Origin of the sequence: Achromobacter sp. SIMBA_011 (assembly GCF_046535435.1) — a bacterium.
GTDB classification, from domain to species: Bacteria; Pseudomonadota; Gammaproteobacteria; order Burkholderiales; family Burkholderiaceae_B; genus Achromobacter; species Achromobacter dolens.
In genome coordinates this window covers 1-16,212 of record NZ_JAWRWN010000013.1, presented here as the reverse complement: position 1 = coordinate 16,212, position 16,212 = coordinate 1, and the positions used below count along the sequence as shown (strand labels likewise).

The window sequence follows — 16,212 nt, the reverse complement described above, 5'->3', positions numbered from 1 at the left end:
AGCTCCTATTGGGTGAGTGCGGGGAGTGCGGGCGCCTGGGCGGGCGCCCCGGGGACTTGGCCGCCCTGCTGGACGGCCGCCATGGGATCTTGGGTGGGGGTGGGCTGCCCCATAGCCCCTTGTGGGGCTTGAGCGGCCGGCACTGCCCTGGGCGCGGCAGGAGCGGCCACTGGCGCCGGCGTCGGCAGGAACTGGTCGACGTCGATACGATCGTCGAAACGGTGCAGCGTTTCGCGCAGCAGCGCCTTCAGCGGCGAGTAGTCGCCGCCCTGGGCCGAGATCTGCATGATCTGGACCAGCAGTTGCTGCACCATGGGAAATATCTTCGCCCACGTTTCCTGCGCTTGCGTCTTGTCCGGCGCGCCGGTGGTACCGGCCACGATGTTGATCTCGACCATGTCGAAGATCTGGTCGCGTGAAAGCTGCGGCCAATCGTATGCGGGTTCCTCGATGACCTGAATCATGGCGCTGGGGTTCATCGGGTCCGGCGCGACGCCCATCTTGTGCTGGCCGGTGTAGCGCTCGACCTGCGCCGGAGACAGCTCCTGCAGCAGGATCTGCGCGGCGCACTCGTCCATTTCCTGCAGCAGATCCTCCAGCTTGTCGCGGAATTCAGCCGTGCGGCCGGACAGCGACTGCTGCATGATGCTGGCCTCAGTGGCCGTCTTGGGCTGCACTACGGTCGAGCGCGCGGCGTCTTGCAAGCCGGTGACCTGTTCCCAGTCCACGCGGATCGGGCCGGTGTCATAGTCGGCGGGGTTCACCGGGATCGATTGCTTAGGCCGGATGACCTGATCCAGCGGCTTGCCGTTGGCGTCCACCAGCGTGACCTCGCCGAGCACGCTATCCGTGAATCGCTGCACATTCTTCGAATCGACAGCCTCACGGTCACCGATCCAGCCCGGCTTGTTCAGATCCCGATGGTTGGCGAACTTGTCGCGCGTGTCGTTGTATTCGTTCTGCAGCTTCTCGGTCAGGTCGACCAGGCACGGGGCCACAAACTGACCCGGCAGCACCGCGTAAGGTAGGATGAAATAGGGATACCAGCGCTGGCCGGCCTTGTCCACCGGGTAGGGCTCACGGCAGAAGAAGTTGCAACCGTCGGCCATGGTGTAGACCAACTGGCTCGTGCGATCCCAGATTTCCAGAATGCAGATGATCTCTTCGTCGCCACCCGCCTGCTGCGTTTCACCCGACATGAGGCGATTGCCGCCGTCCATTCCCTGGCTGTCCTTGCCATTGCCCATCTGGAAGGCGGTCGCCTTATAGGCCTTGGCCTTGGACAGGTCCACCTTGTACAGGCCCTGCGCCCGACCGCGCGCCATTGGCACCTCCTGGATCATCCAGTCCGCGCTGGCGTAGTCGTCGAACTCCACGACAGCGTCGTCGATGATCAGGTGTTCCGGCAGTATCCGGTCCAGGACAAGCCCTTCGGACCGAACAACCTCGGTTTGAGCTTCCAGGCCGCGCAGTTGCTCTTCCAGTTCGCGCTTCTTCAGCTCGGCATCGCCGCGGCTTTCCGGATCCTCCGACTGCTGTATCAGGTTTTCCAACTGCACCAGGTTGTCCTGGGCGTCGCTGATCCGCTGCATGATAAGCGGATCCTGCTCGATGTCGCGCTGGTAGGTCATCTTCACGATGCCGAAATACTCGGTCATCGCCGCCAGCACCGACATTTTCATCCGGCTTTTGAGCTTGGCCATCCGCATTTGCTTGGACAGCACCGTCTCCAGCGTCTCGCAGAACAGCCTGACGTCCTTGTTGCGCCAGGTGCCCGTTACCGAAACATCCGGGTTTCGGGCGTAGATGTTCGGCAGCGTGGCCTGGGCGGTGGCGAAAATCAGGTTGGCGCGCGGGTCGACGAACTCCTGAGTGTCGGGGTCCTTGTCCCAGCAGAACCCCGCCACCTTCTTGCGGTTGTGGGCGATGCGCTTGCGCAGCTTCGCCCAGTGCTTTCGGCCGCGCGAAACCCGGCCGGCCCACTTCTTGGCCAGCGGATCGTCCGGCGGCGTGGGTAGCTCATTTTTCGGCGCCTCGTCGGCGGTCGGGGTCAACAGGTCGTCAGTCGCCATGGTCAAACCCGCATGCTGTAGTTTCCATGGGCGTCATGTTCACCGTCCGCGGCGTCGTCGTCGGATTTTTGTTGATTCTGGGTATCCGGCGCGCGGCGGATCGGGCCTGTCGCATACATGGTCTCGTCCCAGGCGTGATCTTCCATCGATGTGTCCACGTCCTCGAGCAGGCTCTGGTCGGGCATCAGAAGCGGCACGGTGCGGATCCAGTGCTTGCACGACTCGAACACCTTGAGCCGGTCGGCCATGAGCAGGTCGACGATGCGCTGGGCGCCGTTGATCCGCGAGCCGCGCCCCTTGGCCGACTCACGCCAGATCACCCCGCCCTGCTTGAATGCGCGGGCGATGCTCTCGGTGCCCTGCTCGCTGAAGATGGCCGAGTCGGCGATGTTCTGCCGATATTCGTAACCCATGCGCGCATCGTGCTTCTCGATTTCCTTGATGCGCCTGGCCACGGCGGCCGCTTCCTCGCGGCTGCCCACGTTGGCCTTGCCGCCGTAGCCGTACAGCTCGCGCCAGCGGTAGTAGACGCCGTCGTTGGACAGCGCCCACCAGCCCACGCTGTAGGGCTTGGCGAAGCCCCAGTCCATGGCCTTCCACACCTTCCAGGTGTGCGGGATGACGAAAGGCTTGATGACGTGGCGCTCGGGGTCGAAAACACCCTCCAGGAAGGACCCGGCCACCGCATCCCAGTCCCCTTTTTCGAACGCCCGCACCACGGCCGCCGAGCCCAGGCCGCGCAGGCGCGCGCGGTAGGTCGGATCGTCCTGAGCCATGGTCGGGTTGTCCTCCAGCAGCGCCGGCACATACTGCCGCAGCATCCCGCCCTCTTCATCCGGGGTGCGCCAGATCTCCATAGGCTCGTGGGCGCCGTCCTTGCCCAGGCCCCAGGCGGCTTTCACCCAGCCGTGTCCGACGTTGCCGGGGTTGGAGCCAGCCAGTATGCGGGGGAAGCAACCGCGGTGCTCCGCCGGCAGCTCAATGGACGTCATCCGCACACGCGAGCGCAGAAAGCGGTAGATCACATCCGTGAAGGTCGTGAGCTCGTCGATCAGGAGCACATGAATTTCCGCGCCCTGGTACTTGAATCGATCCTTCTCGTGCTGGCAGTGGCACAAGTAGATTTTCGAGCCGTTCCAGAAGCGAATCTCCGTTTCCAAGATCTGTACCAGGCCGCGCACAGCCCACGGCGCCAGCATGGCACGAAACCCGCGGCTCCCTTCCATGTGGTTTTTGATCAGGTCGTCCAGCACGCGACGGAAAAGGTAGACCTGCAGGCCGGGGATTGCCGCGCACCAGATGATCGCCAGCGCCCGCATCAGAAAAGACTTGCCACCGCCCGCCGCGCCACCGAACAGGATCTCGGTGGCGATGCTCGATAGGATTTCACCCTGGCGCGGGTGCAGGTTGATGTCCAGCGCGGTCATTTCTTGCCGATGGTCACGTTGATCGTCGCGGGGACCGTCAACGGCTTTCCGTCCTTGCCTGTGTGCTCGACGGCGGCCAGGCGCGGATGGATGTACGGCGCCGCGTCTTTCGCGACATCTGCGGCGGCCACCAGCAGGCCAATCCGGCTCACGGCCTTACCGTTCAGTTCGGCGGTCTGCTCCTTGTCCTTGGCGCCGCTCCCGGCGGCCAGCGCATCGGCCTGGTCGACGAGCGCGGTCATAGCGCGCAACATGACCTCCAGCGGCGTGATGCCTTCGGCGGCGGCCTTGTCGGCGATCTCGCGCGTCTTCTTGGTGGCGGCGCCCGGCTTGCGGCCTGCGCCTTTCCTGGCGCCACCGCGCTTCGAGCCGTTTGATTTAGTTTGATTGTTTTCCATCATTTCAAACCGCGATGCAGTGATGGCTCATTCTGTCGGCGCCGGCGACGGCCCCGGGCATTTGGTCAACAGGTGTGGCATCAGAACGACGGTTGAACGGTCGCGGCCTCCACCGTCGACGTAGCGCACGACACAGCGCTCGTGCGCATCGCGGCGGGACTCGGAACCCTTATGCGCTACCACAGTGCCCCTACGCCCGGTCGGCGTCTGCACCTCGGTTCCGATCGGGAACGAATCGACATCCAGGAGACGCATCATCGGTGCCCTCCGCAAGGCCGCTCCGCCTGCCCGAATCTCTCGGCCGCGGGCACCTGCATAAACTCGCAAAAATCTACGTATTCAGCATGGGACGGATGGGACGGATGGGACACCTCGTTGCTATCTTTACCTTTTTTCCCCCTATTCTTTCGCGCGATTAAGGTAAGAGATTTATATGTCCCATACGTCCCAACACCCCGCAAACCCTTGTGTTTATTGGCTTTTCCATGGGACGGATACTGGTCATTCCCATCCGTCCCGATACGTCCCATCCGTCCCAAGTGCGGCGCGCTCATCACACTAAATCCGCAAAATCTTGCGTACTCGCTGAATCTTGCGAATTCGCAATTTCGTACACCCAGGCGCGGCACCGTTTCCCGTTCACATATGGACGGCCAAGCGCATAGTTTTGCGACTTCAAAATCGCCGCAACGCGCCTCTCTTCTCCTTTCTTGATGTTTTTTGCGTCAAAGCCCAAGGCCCCTATCAGCACCTCGTGGGTCTGGACCACCGTGCGGCGGCCCGCCTCCGGGCCCGGCTCGCCACCCACGACATCGAAATCGCCAGCGGTGAGCCATTTTTCAACCACGGGCGCCCACGAATCGCTGATCTTGTGATCGCCATGCACGTCGCGCGCAAGCGTTTCAGCCTCGTACCAATCCACGCCGGCTGCCTGGAACATGGCGCAGCCTTCGGCCCAAAGCTGCAGCCGGTCCCGCTCGATCGCCTCCACATCCACCAAACCGTCGACCACCACCGGCAACCAGCGTCGCTCGCCCGTATCGTCGGACAGGAACTCACCCACGTTGGCCGTACCGATGAAGAGATTGCGCCGCGGGAAAATGGTGTTGAACTCCTTGTAGAGGGGCCGCCACTCTTCGTGGCGCCGCGTGATGAAGGCCTTGATGGCCTCGGCCTCGCGCGAGTACAGGCCCTTGAGCTCGGCCAGCTCGATCACCAGGCGCCCGCGCATGCGCCGGCTGGCCTCGGCGTCGCGGTCGGCCAGATCCATCTCGGCGAACAGCTCCGGCCAGGGCACCATGGCGGCCACGCCGGACGACTTGCGTGCGCCCTGCGGGCCGATCAGCACCGGCACCATGTCCGCCTTCGCGCCCGGCTCCATGGCCCGCGCGGCAAGCGCCGACCACGTGTAGCGCGACACGGCGCGCGCGTATGGCGTGGCTTTCACGCCACAGTAGCGTTCCAGGAACGTCTCGGCGCGCGGCACACCGTCCCATTTCAGACTGCGGGCCCACTCGATCGCCGAGTCGAAGCGGTTCTCGATCGCCACCAACCACACCGCGTCGCGCAATGCCTCCTTGGTGATCTTCTTGAACCCGCCGCGCTCCATGAATATCTGCATGCGGGTGTAGTCGGCGTCCTCGAACTGGCGCCAGGCGCCGGGCGCATCAGCGGGCGCGGCCATGATCTCGGCCCGGAAGTCGTCGTAGCGCAACACCACGTTGCAGCAGCGCGGATCGCGCGCGGCCATGGTGAGGTTGTCGATGGTGGCCAGGATGTTGCCGTGATCGTCCCGCTTGAAGGGCGGCAGCGGCGCGGCCGGCTGGCCGTCCGGCGCGCGCGGCGCCTGCACCACATCGAAGTCGCGCGCCACCAGCTCGGCCGGCTCCTGCCAACCGGCCTGCCGGGCCATGTGTAGCACCGTGCGCACGGTCACCGCGTCGGGCCTCGCGCTATCGATGTAGGGCCAGACGCGGTTGTCCAGAAAGTCGGGGTCGTATTTGCTGCTGCGCGCGCTGAACTGGTGGGCGAGCTCGAGACCGTAGTCGGCGCCGGCGGTCGCGTGGTGGATGGCGAAAATGACGTCGCGCCACTGGTCATAGTCAAGCGCCGCGCCATCCTCGTTCGCGATGGCCCCCAGGGCGCTTTGCAGCACCGCGGCGTCCGCGTCGCCGGCCGGCACCAGCACAGCGCCGCGTTCGGGCTTCTCCAGCACCGGCACGGGGTCCGACATCGGCCAGTTCATGCCGACCAGATAATCGCGCGGCAGGTCGTCCAGGTCGAACGGGTCCAGCGGCACGCTGGCGCCGGCCAGCGGAAGGATGAACATGTTGCCGAAGCGCTTTTTTTCCGTGCCCACGGCGTCCTGCTTGGGGAACACCTCGACTTGGCCGTCGGCGACACCCTTTGTGCCCGGCGCAAGGCCCGCGGCGGCCAGCGCCGCGCGCAACCACACACGCACGCTGTACGCGTCCTGGGGCGCGGCCCACAGGCAATAAAGATGGATGCCGTGACCACCAGAGGACCGGAACGCCACCGGCCGGCCGCCCTGCCGCCCAAGCGCCACCATGACACGCAGGGCCGTGGCCTGCATCTCCGGCCACGCCGTGTCGCCCTTGTGGCTGTCGAAGTCCAGGACGCCAAGCATCGTGGCGGACTCGCCCGGCCGGATGGGCGCCGCGCCATAAGCCGGGCCGCCGTTGACGTGCTGCGCCAGGCGCGCGTCGGTCAAGGCCTCGTCGACGCGGCGCGGCCCGTCGTCGGTTTTCTTCCAGCACACATCGCGGCGCACGCGATCGACAATAGGCCCGAGCGCTGTCACCAGTGCCTGTTTCTCGGCGTCGGTCATACGCCCGCCGGTGCGAGATCAAGCATTCCCACCGGCAGCTGCAGCTGGCGCTCGATGCGCCGCGCGGTGCGCTCGCTGATGTTGCGCTCGGGGTTCTTGCCGATGAGCTGGGATACGTAAGACTGGCCGACCCCCAGGCGCCGCGCCAGCGCATCCTGGCCGCCCTCTTTCTCGGCGATCTTGCGCAGGTGGGACAACCGCGCCGCGTACACCGCGGCCAACGGATCTTCTTTCATAGGTCGCTCCAATGGTCAGTTTGCTAACGTAGTTTAGCAATCAGCCATATTCGCGGGCAAGGCAACATTACGTATTGCTTATCTTTCGCACGGATGTTACTGTCCCGGCCTAGCGTTAACCCCACCCAACCGGCCCGAGGAACTTCCCATGAATCAAGAGTCCGCGCTCACGAAACAACGCCGCCAGAACCTGCGCACTGTCCTGGAAGAGCAAGGGGGCCCGGCGAGCTTTGCTAAAAAGCTGGGACAGTCGGGCCCGTCGTTCCTGTCGCAAATGGCCAACGGCCACCGAGCGATCACCGAGAAAACCAGCCGCCGCATTGAGCAGGCCGCCGGTAAACCCGAATACTGGATGGACCAGCCGCACTCGTCTGTAGGCGGCATCGCGCCCCAGGCGACCGTGCACACGGACCCGAGCTTCGTCGGCGGCGCTGTCAAAGCGGTTGCGGAGATACAACAGAGCCTGGGTGTGTCGCTTTCGCCCGACAAGTTCGGCGAGGTCGTGAACCTGGTCTACGAGCACGCCCAGCGCGTCGGCACCATCGACCGTGAGTTCGCCGCTCGGTTGCTCAAGCTCACTATGTGAGTGCGACACGCCCACCTGCGCACCACTGCGCGTAGTGCAAAACTAGATCGGGGGATGCGCGCGCCAGCGTAGCGTGTACGTCCCCAAAAGAACCCGCCTCGGCGGGTTTTTTTATTTCCGCGCAGATTAGCAACTGCGAAATTGTGGTTGCCCGAAAGTGTACTGTTTGCTAATCTGCAATCGCAGTCACCGATTTCTATCAGGAGCACACAACATGAATTTTGGAATCACCGTCGAACGCGAGATTTCTCACGCCAAGGTCATCTTCACCGCCATGCTGGGCACGGCGGCCGAAGCCCTCGAGACCGCCACGCAGTTGGCCACCGGCACTGCGCCGGCGCCCGCCAAGGCCCAAGCGGAAAAAAAGCCCGAGACGGCGGCCACCACCGCCAAGCCTTCCACGGAAGCGCAGACCCCGGCTGCGTCGAACAGCTCGGGCAGTTCCTCGACCGCATCCGAGAGCGCCAGCACGCAAGGCGCGAAGGGTGACACGCCCGCCGAGCTGAACTACGACACCGACGTCAAGCCCTTGGTGCTGGCCATTGCCAAGGACAGCCGCGAGAAGGCCGAGGCGCTGCTGCAGCGCTTCGGCGTGCAGTCGGCCAAGGCGCTCAAGCCTGACCAGTTCGCCGATTTCAAGGCCAAGGCCGAGCAGGTGATCGCGGGCACCTACGACCCGATCGCGTCCGACGAAAAGGCGCTCGCATGAACGGCCGCAAAGCTCGTGCCCTGCGCCGGGCCGCGCGCCGCATGACGGCCGGCCTGCCCTCGCACAAGCTGGTCAGCGAGGGTGGGCGTCAAGTGGTCGTGCCCACCGGCGAGCTGGATGCCATGGGCCGACCGTTGACGGCCTTCGCCGAGGTGGTCGGCACGGCCCGCCACGCAGCGACCTGCACCCGTGCCGTGTACCAGAAGCTCAAGCGCGTGTACGGCCACGCCAACCTGGGGACCTTGAAATGACTGAACCCGCACACGCCACCCTATCGCCCTCCGGCGCCGAACGGTGGTCTACGTGCCCGGCAAGCGTCCAGCTGGAGGCCGGCTACCCGGACTCCAGCAGCGACTACGCCGACGAGGGCACGGCCGCCCACGCTGTCGCCGAAATGGCGCTGCGCGAAGGCCAGGAAGCCATGGCCTACAAGGGCCAACGCATTCCGATGCGCGGCGGCATCGCCGTCGAAGTCACGGCGGACATGGCGACCGAAGTCCAGAAGTATGTGGACTACGTGCGCGACGTCAGCGCCGGGCACGAGCTCATGCTCGAGCAGCGGCTGAATATCAGCGGCTGGGTGCCCGAGGCTTTCGGAACGTCCGACGCGGTCATCCTGCGCGAGGACGGAGAGCTGCACATCTGCGACCTGAAGTTCGGCCGCGGCGTGAAGGTCGACGCCGAGGAAAACAAGCAGATGATCTTGTACGCCCTGGGCGCGCTGGATCAGTTCGCCGTGCTGATGGACTTCGAACGCGTGCGCATGACCATCCATCAGCCGCGCCTGAACCACCTCAGCGAGTGGGCCATCACCGTCGACGAGCTGCGCGAGCGCGGCGCGCGTCTGAAGGAAGCCGCCGAGCGGGCGTACCTGTACGTCGACAGCGAAACGCCGCCCGCGCCGTCCGACTTCGGCCCGTCCGAGAAGGCGTGCCGCTTCTGCAAGGCGAAAGCGACCTGCCCCGCGCTGGCCCAACGCGTCCAGGAAGAGATCGGCGCCGATTTCGACAACCTGACCGCATGGGCGGTATCAGACGAGCAGAAAGCCATGACCCTGAAAGCGCTATCCCCCAGCACCCCCGAGGCCCTGGGTAAGGCGATGCAGGCGATCGACCTGATCGAAATCTGGTGCAAGGGTGTTCGTGGCGAGGTCGAGCGCCGCCTGCTGCTGGGCGAGCCGATCGAAGGCTGGAAGCTGGTCAAGGGCCGCGCCGGCCCGCGCAAGTGGACCAGCGAACAGGAGGCCGAGGACCTGTTCAAGTCGATGCGCCTGAAGGCGGACGAGATGTACGACAAGACGGTGATCAGCCCGACCACGGCCGAGAAGCTGCTGAAGGACACGCCGCGCCGTTGGGCCAAGGCCCAGGCGCTGATCACCAAGTCCGAGGGCTCACCGAGCGTCGCGCCGGAATCTGACAAGCGCCCCGCGCTGGTCATCAAGCCTGCGGCGGACGACTTCGACGACGTCACGGCCGGCGCTGGCGCGGCAGAAGGGGCAGATCTCGTATGAACACGACGCGCCAACCGCAGGCCAGCAGCGGATCGCCAACGGCAGCGTCCTGCGCCACCAGCGCCGCGGCCGCCGTCCTGCCGCTCGAATCTCGCCAGGCGCTGCAGGCGGCCGCCCGCGTCAAGAACCCTTTGCAGCGCGCCAAGGCGATCGCCAGTGCCGTGGATCGCGCCAAGCGCGCACACCCCGAGCTTTTTCGTTGAACCCCAGCAGCAAATAGACAGACCCATAAGGAACTGAACCATGAAAGTGAAATTGAATGTCGTCCGCGTCGCCTTCGCCCAGGCGCTGACCGAAGCCAAAGCCTTCGAACCTGGCCAGGAAGAGCGCTACGGCTGCACCTTCCTGATCCCCGAACAGGGCCACCCCGCCCGCAAGGCCGTCGAGGACAGCATGTACGCCGTCGCGGCGGAAAAGTGGGGCGCCAAGGGCAAGGCCATCGTCGACAACCTGCTGGAGACGGGCAACCCGAAGGAGGTCTGCTACTACCCCGGCAAGCGCAAGGCCTACGACGGCTTCGAGGGCAACATGGCGCTGGGCGCGGTGCGCCAAAAGAAGGACGGCATGCCCTTGCTGCTGGACGCCGACAAGTCGCCCATCATCGACGCGGCCAAGGGCACCGCCTACCCTGGCAAGGAAGGCCGCATTTACTCGGGCTGCTACGTGAATGCCACGGTCGACCTGTGGGCCCAGGACAACAAATACGGCAAGACCATCCGCTGCACGGTCAACGCTGTGCAGTTCGCCAAGGGCGGTGATTCGTTCGGCGGCACCAGCAAGGGCGACGCCAGCGACTTCGACGACTTGGGCGACGGCTCGACCGCCGGCGACGATCTGGCCTAACAAGGGGTATCACCATGCACAACATCGCTTCGCCACGCACCGACGACGTCAGCTTCGAGCAACAGATCCAGTCCAAGGGCAAGACCGCGCCGCGTGTCACGCCGGCGGACATCGAGGCCAACATCGCCGCGGAACTGTGCTTCACCGTGGGCAACGCCGCCGATGCCTTGGGTGTGCCCACCAGCGACAGCACGCGGTTGCTGACCATCTGCGTGTTGACGTTGCGCAACGGCTTCACCGTGTCCGGTGAAAGCGCGTGCGCCAGCCCGGAGAACTTCGACACTGAAATCGGCCGCAACATCGCCCGCCAGAACGCCGTGCAGAAGATCTGGCCGCTGATGGGCTACGCGTTGCGCACCGAGCTGTCTCGCCCCGTGCTGACCGAGGCAGACGCCGCGGCCGACCTGGCTGGGACCTCGCGGCCGCCGCGCTGAGTTCAAAACCGCGCAGCGCCGCCCCAAAACGGCGCTGCGCGATAGCGGGGGCTTCCCATCCTCCCCAGCCGTGCCCAGGACCACACGGCGCCCACGCTCCGGATCGCTACCCAGCTTCGCCCGCACTGCTGTTCACGGGGCTGGAGAGTCTGCGCAATCCGTTGGAAGCCGGCAATAGAAATGGCGGCAATCCGGGGCATGGTCCGTCCCAACAATTCGAGGTGAACCGTGGGTGAATACGCGGACGATTCCATAGACCGACTGTTGAGCGACCCGGGCACATATTGGGGTCTACCCCGCCGCTGGTCTCCGCGCCCTGGTTGGCACGAACGTCCAGTCGAATGCAACCGCTGCAGGGTTGACGGCCTTATCTGGACTGAAACACCCGGTGGCTGGCGCTTGTACGCCGGCGGTGTACTGCACCAATGCAGAGCCGCCGACCTGTTGGCTGACGCCGCCGACGATTTCGACGTGGTGGGGTAGCCGTGGCATCGCCGTACGCAAGCCTGGCCGAGCGCATCCTGGCCAACACCATGATCTCTGACGAGCTGTTCCACAACGGCACGCCCTGCTGGCTCTGGACCGGTGCGCGCAACGCGTCAGGCTACGGAAAGATGAGCATGCGGTTCAAGAAGGGCCCGCGCAAGGGCAAGGTGAAATCCGCGCTCGCGCACCGCGTCGCCCTGGTCGAGATGGGCGGCCGGCGCCTGAACAGCAAAAGCGTGGCGATGCACTTGTGCAACAACAAGCTGTGCTGCAACCCCGCTCACCTGCAGGGCGGCACGCAGCGCAAGAACATCCGGCAGTGCGTGGCCGAGGGCCGGCACTTTACCCCATTCAGGAAAGCAGCATGAACAAGATCAAAGTCCTGGGCGTGGATCCGCGCAGCCAAAGCAAGACCTCGCTCAAGCCGCCGGCGCCGCTACCCCATGTCTCGCGCCGCGCCCTGGCGCGAGTACGCGACCGCATCGAGCAGCCCACGTCGTGCCATTGCTGCGGCGGCCCGGTGAAGCTGACCAACAACCGTGACATCTACGGCGGCCAGTCCTTTGGCGCGTGGCCTTACGTCTACCGGTGCGCACAGTGCCAGGCCTACGTCGGCCTGCACCCGGACACCGATCTGCCGCTGGGCATCATGGCCGACCGCCACACGATCCAGGCACGCAAGGAAGCCAAGACTGTGTTTCAGCGCCTGGTGCTGGTGAAGCACAACCGGGATCGCAATGCCGGCTATGCGTGGCTGGCGGGCGAGCTGGATATCCCGGCATCCATCTGTCACTTCGGTATGTTCGATCGCTCCCTGGCCCTGGCCGCGCGCGACGCCTGCTGGTGCGCCCTGGAGGCACGCGAACAATGACCCCCACCGCCACCGCCTTCCACGACCTGGAAACGTTCAGCGAGCGCGACCTCAAGACCTACGGCACGCACGCTTACGCCGAAAAGGCCGAGATCCTGCTGTGGGCCTACGCCCTGGGCGACGATCCGGTGCGGGTCTGGGATGCCACGGCCGACCCCCGCCCGCCGGCCGCGCTGGTCGAGATCCTGCGGCGCCCCGACACGCGCCACGTCTGGCACAACGGGGGCATGTTCGACCGCACGATCATGAAGCACGCGCAGCCCGAGCTGCACGCCCTGATCCCCGAGGCGGCCTGGTGGGACACGATGGTGCAGGCCTACACCCACGCCCTGCCCGGTGCGCTGGACATCCTGTGCGACGTGATGAACGTGCCGCTGGACCAGCGCAAACTGAAGACCGGCAAGGCCTTCATTCAGCTTTTCTGTAAGCCCCGTCCCAAGAACCAGGCGCTGCGCCGCGCCACCCGCCACACGCACCCGGCCGAGTGGGCGCAGTTTGTCGAGTACGCCGGCCAGGACATCGAGGCCATGCGGGTCATCTACCGCAAGATGCCCACCTGGAACTACAGCGGCGAAGAGTTCGACCTGTGGCTGCTGGATCAGCGCATCAACCAGCGGGGCGTTCTGGTGGACAGGGAACTGGCCCAGACCGCCGTCACCGCAGTGGAGCGCGCCAAGAAATCCCTCGCCGCCCGGACGGTGGAACTCACCGACGGCGCGGTCGAGTCGGCCACCAAGCGCGACAAGCTGCTGGCGCACCTGCTGGCCGAGTATGGCGTCGAGCTGCCCGACCTGCAGGCGAGCACCCTGGAACGCCGCATCGAAGACCAGGCGCTGCCCTGGGCGCTGCGCGAGCTGCTGGCAATCCGCCTGCAGGCCAGCACGTCCAGCACCAGCAAGTACAAGCGGCTCATCAACGGCGCCAGCGCCGACGGCCGCCTGCGCGGGCTGCTGCAGTTCGCCGGCGCCGGCCGCACGCGGCGCTGGGCCGGCCGGCTCTGGCAGCCGCAAAACCTGCCGCGCCCCAAGATTGGTACGCTGCGCGATGAAGCCCTGCAGGACGAAATAGACTTCGGAATCGACGCCATCAAGGCGGGCGCGGCGGACCTGATCTACGAGAACGTGATGGAAGTGGCCAGCGCCGCGATCCGCGGCTGCATCGTGGCGCCGCGCGGCAAAAAGCTGGTGGTGGCCGACCTGGCCAACATCGAAGGGCGCGACGCGGCATGGCTGGCCGGCGAGTCCTGGAAGCTGCAGGCGTTTCGCGACTTCGACGCCGGCATCGGCGCCGACCTGTACAAGGTGGCATACGCGAAGGCGTTCGGCGTGCGGCCCGAGGACGTCGACAAGACCATGCGCCAGATCGGCAAGGTGATGGAGCTGATGCTGGCATATCAGGGCGGCGTGGGCGCATTCCTGACCGGGGCCCTGACCTACGGTTTCGACATCGAGCAGATGGCCGAGGACGCCTACCCAGGCCTGCCCGACGACATCCGCGACGAGGCCAAGGGCATGTACGACTGGACCGTCCGCAAGCGCCGCAGCACGTTCGGCCTATCCGAGCGCGCCTTCGTTGTGTGCGACAGCTTCAAGCGGGCGTGGCGCCGCGGCCACACTGCGATCGAGGCACTGTGGGGCGCGCTGGAGGAATCCGCGATCCGCGCGACACGCAACCCGGGCACGACCGTAGACTGCGGCCGGTTCCGGCTGCGCCGCGACGGCGCCTGGTTGCGCATCCGCATGCCGTCCGGCCGGTTCCTGTGCTACCCGTCCCCCCAGGTCGATGACAACGGCAAGTTCTCGTACATGGGCGTGAACCAGTACAGCCGCAAGTGGACGCGGCTGCACAGCTACGGCGGCAAGCTCTTCGAGAACGCCTGCCAGTCGTTCGCGCGCGACATTCTGGCCCACAACATGCCGGCGGTCGAGGCGGCGGGCTACCAGATCGTGCTCACTGTCCACGACGAAATCATCACCGAGGCGCCCGACAGCCCCGAGTTCAACGCCGCGCACCTGGCCAGCATCATGGCCACGCCGCCGGCCTGGGCGCCGGACATCCCTCTGGCGGCGGCCGGGTTCGAAGCGTTGCGATATCGCAAAGAATAAATTGTTGACTATTCGATTTAGCGTTTGCTAATATTTGCTCAACACCTCCCCACCCCGGGGAGAACGGGAGAAACAGCATGGCAACCACCCTCAAGCTCTGCCGCCGCATCTACCGCCTTGCCGAATCGCGCGGCCACGCCTTCAGCGCAAACGTCTACCTGTCGTTGCGGGCTGATGGTTGGAATGCCGAGGGCGCGCTGATGTACGCCCGCCGCGCTTACTGCGGCCAGGCCAAGGCCTACCGTCCTCGCCACCTGCGCCCGGACTGGGCCTGACCTTCCCCACCCGGGGCAAGGAGACAACCATGTCATGCCCGCGCTGCGGTAGCCCCAGGCTCTGGGACGACAACTTCTGGTGGGGCTGCGAGGACTGCGGCTTCGCCACCAACGGCACTGGCTCCGCCAGCGGCACCATGATTTTCGCGCAGGACAAGCCGGGCCTCCCGCGTAGCCTCGAAGAGGTGCGCAAGCTCGAAGAATGGCAGCGTAACAAACCAATCTTTTGACAACGGCCCAGTAGCTGGGCGACACGGAGGAAATGACGATGCGACTCACCAAAGAATTCCGCGAAGAACTTATCGGGCGCGCACTGCAGCATGCGTTCAAAGCGCGCGAGAAGGCGCACGAAGCCGCCACCACCGCGCTGGCGGACGCGCTGTACGACCACACGCATGGCGCCGCAGAGAAGATTGCCAAGAAACTGCCCCAGGGCTGGGTTTCCCATGATCGCGAAATCCACATCGATGCCGCCGGTTTTAGCTGGAACCCCAACCGTAGCGGCCTAAAGCACTACAGCCTGAAAATGTCGAAGGCGCGCCCCTTCCCCCGGCATGCCAACCAGGAAATAAAGGTGGGCGGCGCGCACCCGCTGAACGACCAGGCCCAGACCGTGGCCGCAGAATATGCCGCCATACGCGACGACAAGGAAGCCCTGCGCGTGAAGCTGCAAGCCCTGGTGTATTCCGTGACGACGCTGCCGCGCCTGCGCGAAGCCTGGCCCGAGTGCGAACAGTTCCTGCCCTCCACTGCGCCCAAGACCGTAAGCACCGCCGTTGTTCCCGTCGAGCTGGTCCCGCAAGTAAACGCCGCGCTGGGCATCAAGGCAAAGTCCCGGCGGTCTTCGCACGCCTAAATGTTTAGCAATCAGGCAATTTTCCAGTAGCAAACACCCTTATCCAAGGATCGCACCATGAGCAACGACACCCGCATCACCGCGTTCAAGGGCTTCGACAGCAAGCTAGTTTGCCGCGGCTACCAGTACGAGCTGGGCAAGACCTACACCCACGAAGGTAAGGTCGTGCGCTGCGCCGACGGCGGCTTCCATAGCTGCGAGTACCCGCTGGACGTTTTCAATTACTACGAGCCCGCCACCAGCCGGTATGCCGTGGTCGTAGCGCACGGCGCGATCGACAAGAAGGAAGACGGCGACACGAAGCTGGCTAGCGGCAAGATCACCATCGAGGCAGAACTCAACATCCCGCAGCTCATCACGCGGGCCGTCGACTGGATCATGGCGCGCGTGGATAAGGCGAACGGCGCCACGGCGAGCGAGGATCGTTCCCACGCCAGCAACACGGGCTACGGCTCGGCCGCCAGCAACACGGGCGACTACTCGGCCGCCAGCAACACGGGCAACCGCTCGGCCGCCAGCAACACGGGCGACTACTCGGCCGCCAGCAACACGGGCT

The 16,212-nt window shown here is 65.3% G+C and carries 18 protein-coding genes and 1 pseudogene; 14 read left to right on the top strand and 5 right to left on the bottom strand.

Annotated features, from left to right (window positions below; genetic code table 11):
* Nucleotides 1-5: 5 nt before the first annotated feature.
* The 5 genes from SB816_RS28385 to SB816_RS28365 all read right to left on the bottom strand — a co-directional run bounded on the left by SB816_RS28385 (nt 6) and on the right by SB816_RS28365 (nt 6,981).
* Nucleotides 6-2,072, bottom strand: coding sequence for a hypothetical protein (locus SB816_RS28385; RefSeq protein WP_410547877.1), 2,067 nt, complete (start codon nt 2,070-2,072; stop codon nt 6-8).
* A 2-nt stretch (nt 2,073-2,074) separates the two neighbouring features.
* Nucleotides 2,075-3,499 carry a terminase gene (locus tag SB816_RS28380; protein WP_410547876.1) on the bottom strand — a complete coding sequence of 475 codons (1,425 nt, stop codon included), beginning with the start codon at nt 3,497-3,499 and terminating at the stop codon, nt 2,075-2,077.
* Nucleotides 3,496-3,900, bottom strand: a complete 405-nt coding sequence (locus SB816_RS28375) for a hypothetical protein (RefSeq protein WP_410547875.1) — start codon at nt 3,898-3,900, stop codon at nt 3,496-3,498. Before SB816_RS28375 ends, SB816_RS28380 begins: the two co-directional genes overlap by 4 nt.
* A 550-nt stretch (nt 3,901-4,450) precedes the next feature.
* The gene (locus SB816_RS28370) at nt 4,451-6,745 is read right to left on the bottom strand and encodes a VapE domain-containing protein (RefSeq protein ID WP_410547874.1); all 2,295 of its coding nucleotides are present in this window, start codon (nt 6,743-6,745) and stop codon (nt 4,451-4,453) included.
* On the bottom strand, nt 6,742-6,981 hold the full coding sequence (locus SB816_RS28365; RefSeq protein ID WP_063588243.1) for a YdaS family helix-turn-helix protein: 240 nt from the start codon (nt 6,979-6,981) through the stop codon (nt 6,742-6,744). Before SB816_RS28365 ends, SB816_RS28370 begins: the two co-directional genes overlap by 4 nt.
* A 148-nt stretch (nt 6,982-7,129) precedes the next feature.
* On the opposite strand from SB816_RS28365, the gene SB816_RS28360 reads away from it, so the two are divergent.
* The 14 genes and pseudogenes from SB816_RS28360 to SB816_RS28295 all read left to right on the top strand — a co-directional run.
* Nucleotides 7,130-7,567, top strand: a complete 438-nt coding sequence (locus SB816_RS28360) for a hypothetical protein (protein ID WP_410547873.1) — start codon at nt 7,130-7,132, stop codon at nt 7,565-7,567.
* A gap of 214 nt (nt 7,568-7,781) precedes the next feature.
* A complete protein-coding gene (locus SB816_RS28355) occupies nt 7,782-8,276 on the top strand; it encodes a hypothetical protein (RefSeq protein WP_410547872.1) in 495 nt (164 codons plus the stop codon).
* Nucleotides 8,273-8,527: a hypothetical protein gene (locus SB816_RS28350; RefSeq protein WP_410547871.1), complete on the top strand. Its 255-nt coding sequence runs from the start codon at nt 8,273-8,275 to the stop codon at nt 8,525-8,527. Before SB816_RS28355 ends, SB816_RS28350 begins: the two co-directional genes overlap by 4 nt.
* Nucleotides 8,524-9,786, top strand: a complete 1,263-nt coding sequence (locus tag SB816_RS28345; protein WP_410547870.1) for a DUF2800 domain-containing protein — start codon at nt 8,524-8,526, stop codon at nt 9,784-9,786. The genes SB816_RS28350 and SB816_RS28345 overlap by 4 nt, the downstream gene beginning before the upstream one ends.
* Nucleotides 9,783-9,989 carry a hypothetical protein gene (locus tag SB816_RS28340; protein ID WP_410547869.1) on the top strand — a complete coding sequence of 69 codons (207 nt, stop codon included), beginning with the start codon at nt 9,783-9,785 and terminating at the stop codon, nt 9,987-9,989. The genes SB816_RS28345 and SB816_RS28340 overlap by 4 nt, the downstream gene beginning before the upstream one ends.
* A gap of 40 nt (nt 9,990-10,029) precedes the next feature.
* On the top strand, nt 10,030-10,629 hold the full coding sequence (locus SB816_RS28335) for an ssDNA-binding protein (RefSeq protein ID WP_410547868.1): 600 nt from the start codon (nt 10,030-10,032) through the stop codon (nt 10,627-10,629).
* A 14-nt stretch (nt 10,630-10,643) separates the two neighbouring features.
* Nucleotides 10,644-11,063, top strand: coding sequence for a Gp49 family protein (locus tag SB816_RS28330; protein ID WP_410547867.1), 420 nt, complete (start codon nt 10,644-10,646; stop codon nt 11,061-11,063).
* A gap of 485 nt (nt 11,064-11,548) precedes the next feature.
* On the top strand, nt 11,549-11,917 hold the full coding sequence (locus tag SB816_RS28325) for an HNH endonuclease (protein WP_410547866.1): 369 nt from the start codon (nt 11,549-11,551) through the stop codon (nt 11,915-11,917).
* The gene (locus tag SB816_RS28320; protein WP_410547865.1) at nt 11,914-12,420 is read left to right on the top strand and encodes a zinc-finger-containing protein; all 507 of its coding nucleotides are present in this window, start codon (nt 11,914-11,916) and stop codon (nt 12,418-12,420) included. The genes SB816_RS28325 and SB816_RS28320 overlap by 4 nt, the downstream gene beginning before the upstream one ends.
* Entirely contained in the window at nt 12,417-14,525 is a 2,109-nt protein-coding gene (locus tag SB816_RS28315) for a DNA polymerase I (RefSeq protein WP_410547864.1), read from the top strand. Before SB816_RS28320 ends, SB816_RS28315 begins: the two co-directional genes overlap by 4 nt.
* Nucleotides 14,526-14,602: 77 nt before the next feature.
* Nucleotides 14,603-14,800, top strand: coding sequence for a hypothetical protein (locus SB816_RS28310; protein WP_241120493.1), 198 nt, complete (start codon nt 14,603-14,605; stop codon nt 14,798-14,800).
* A 29-nt stretch (nt 14,801-14,829) separates the two neighbouring features.
* Entirely contained in the window at nt 14,830-15,030 is a 201-nt protein-coding gene (locus tag SB816_RS28305) for a hypothetical protein (protein WP_410547863.1), read from the top strand.
* 38 nt (nt 15,031-15,068) lie between these two features.
* Complete coding sequence (locus tag SB816_RS28300; protein WP_410547862.1) at nt 15,069-15,656, top strand: Nmad5 family putative nucleotide modification protein; 588 nt, start codon at nt 15,069-15,071, stop codon at nt 15,654-15,656.
* Between the two features lie 57 nt (nt 15,657-15,713).
* A pseudogene (locus SB816_RS28295) lies at nt 15,714-16,212 on the top strand (hypothetical protein); the annotation flags it as partial.

Coding starts and splice junctions, on each gene's coding strand:
- SB816_RS28330 (WP_410547867.1), top strand. CDS start 10,644: ATGCACAACATCGCTTCGCCACGCACCGACGACGTCAGCTTCGAGCAA.
- SB816_RS28350 (WP_410547871.1), top strand. CDS start 8,273: ATGAACGGCCGCAAAGCTCGTGCCCTGCGCCGGGCCGCGCGCCGCATG.
- SB816_RS28305 (WP_410547863.1), top strand. CDS start 14,830: ATGTCATGCCCGCGCTGCGGTAGCCCCAGGCTCTGGGACGACAACTTC.
- SB816_RS28385 (WP_410547877.1), bottom strand. CDS start 2,072: ATGGCGACTGACGACCTGTTGACCCCGACCGCCGACGAGGCGCCGAAA.
- SB816_RS28345 (WP_410547870.1), top strand. CDS start 8,524: ATGACTGAACCCGCACACGCCACCCTATCGCCCTCCGGCGCCGAACGG.
- SB816_RS28360 (WP_410547873.1), top strand. CDS start 7,130: ATGAATCAAGAGTCCGCGCTCACGAAACAACGCCGCCAGAACCTGCGC.
- SB816_RS28380 (WP_410547876.1), bottom strand. CDS start 3,499: ATGACCGCGCTGGACATCAACCTGCACCCGCGCCAGGGTGAAATCCTA.
- SB816_RS28310 (WP_241120493.1), top strand. CDS start 14,603: ATGGCAACCACCCTCAAGCTCTGCCGCCGCATCTACCGCCTTGCCGAA.
- SB816_RS28335 (WP_410547868.1), top strand. CDS start 10,030: ATGAAAGTGAAATTGAATGTCGTCCGCGTCGCCTTCGCCCAGGCGCTG.
- SB816_RS28320 (WP_410547865.1), top strand. CDS start 11,914: ATGAACAAGATCAAAGTCCTGGGCGTGGATCCGCGCAGCCAAAGCAAG.
- SB816_RS28300 (WP_410547862.1), top strand. CDS start 15,069: ATGCGACTCACCAAAGAATTCCGCGAAGAACTTATCGGGCGCGCACTG.
- SB816_RS28340 (WP_410547869.1), top strand. CDS start 9,783: ATGAACACGACGCGCCAACCGCAGGCCAGCAGCGGATCGCCAACGGCA.
- SB816_RS28315 (WP_410547864.1), top strand. CDS start 12,417: ATGACCCCCACCGCCACCGCCTTCCACGACCTGGAAACGTTCAGCGAG.
- SB816_RS28370 (WP_410547874.1), bottom strand. CDS start 6,745: ATGACCGACGCCGAGAAACAGGCACTGGTGACAGCGCTCGGGCCTATT.
- SB816_RS28355 (WP_410547872.1), top strand. CDS start 7,782: ATGAATTTTGGAATCACCGTCGAACGCGAGATTTCTCACGCCAAGGTC.
- SB816_RS28365 (WP_063588243.1), bottom strand. CDS start 6,981: ATGAAAGAAGATCCGTTGGCCGCGGTGTACGCGGCGCGGTTGTCCCAC.
- SB816_RS28375 (WP_410547875.1), bottom strand. CDS start 3,900: ATGATGGAAAACAATCAAACTAAATCAAACGGCTCGAAGCGCGGTGGC.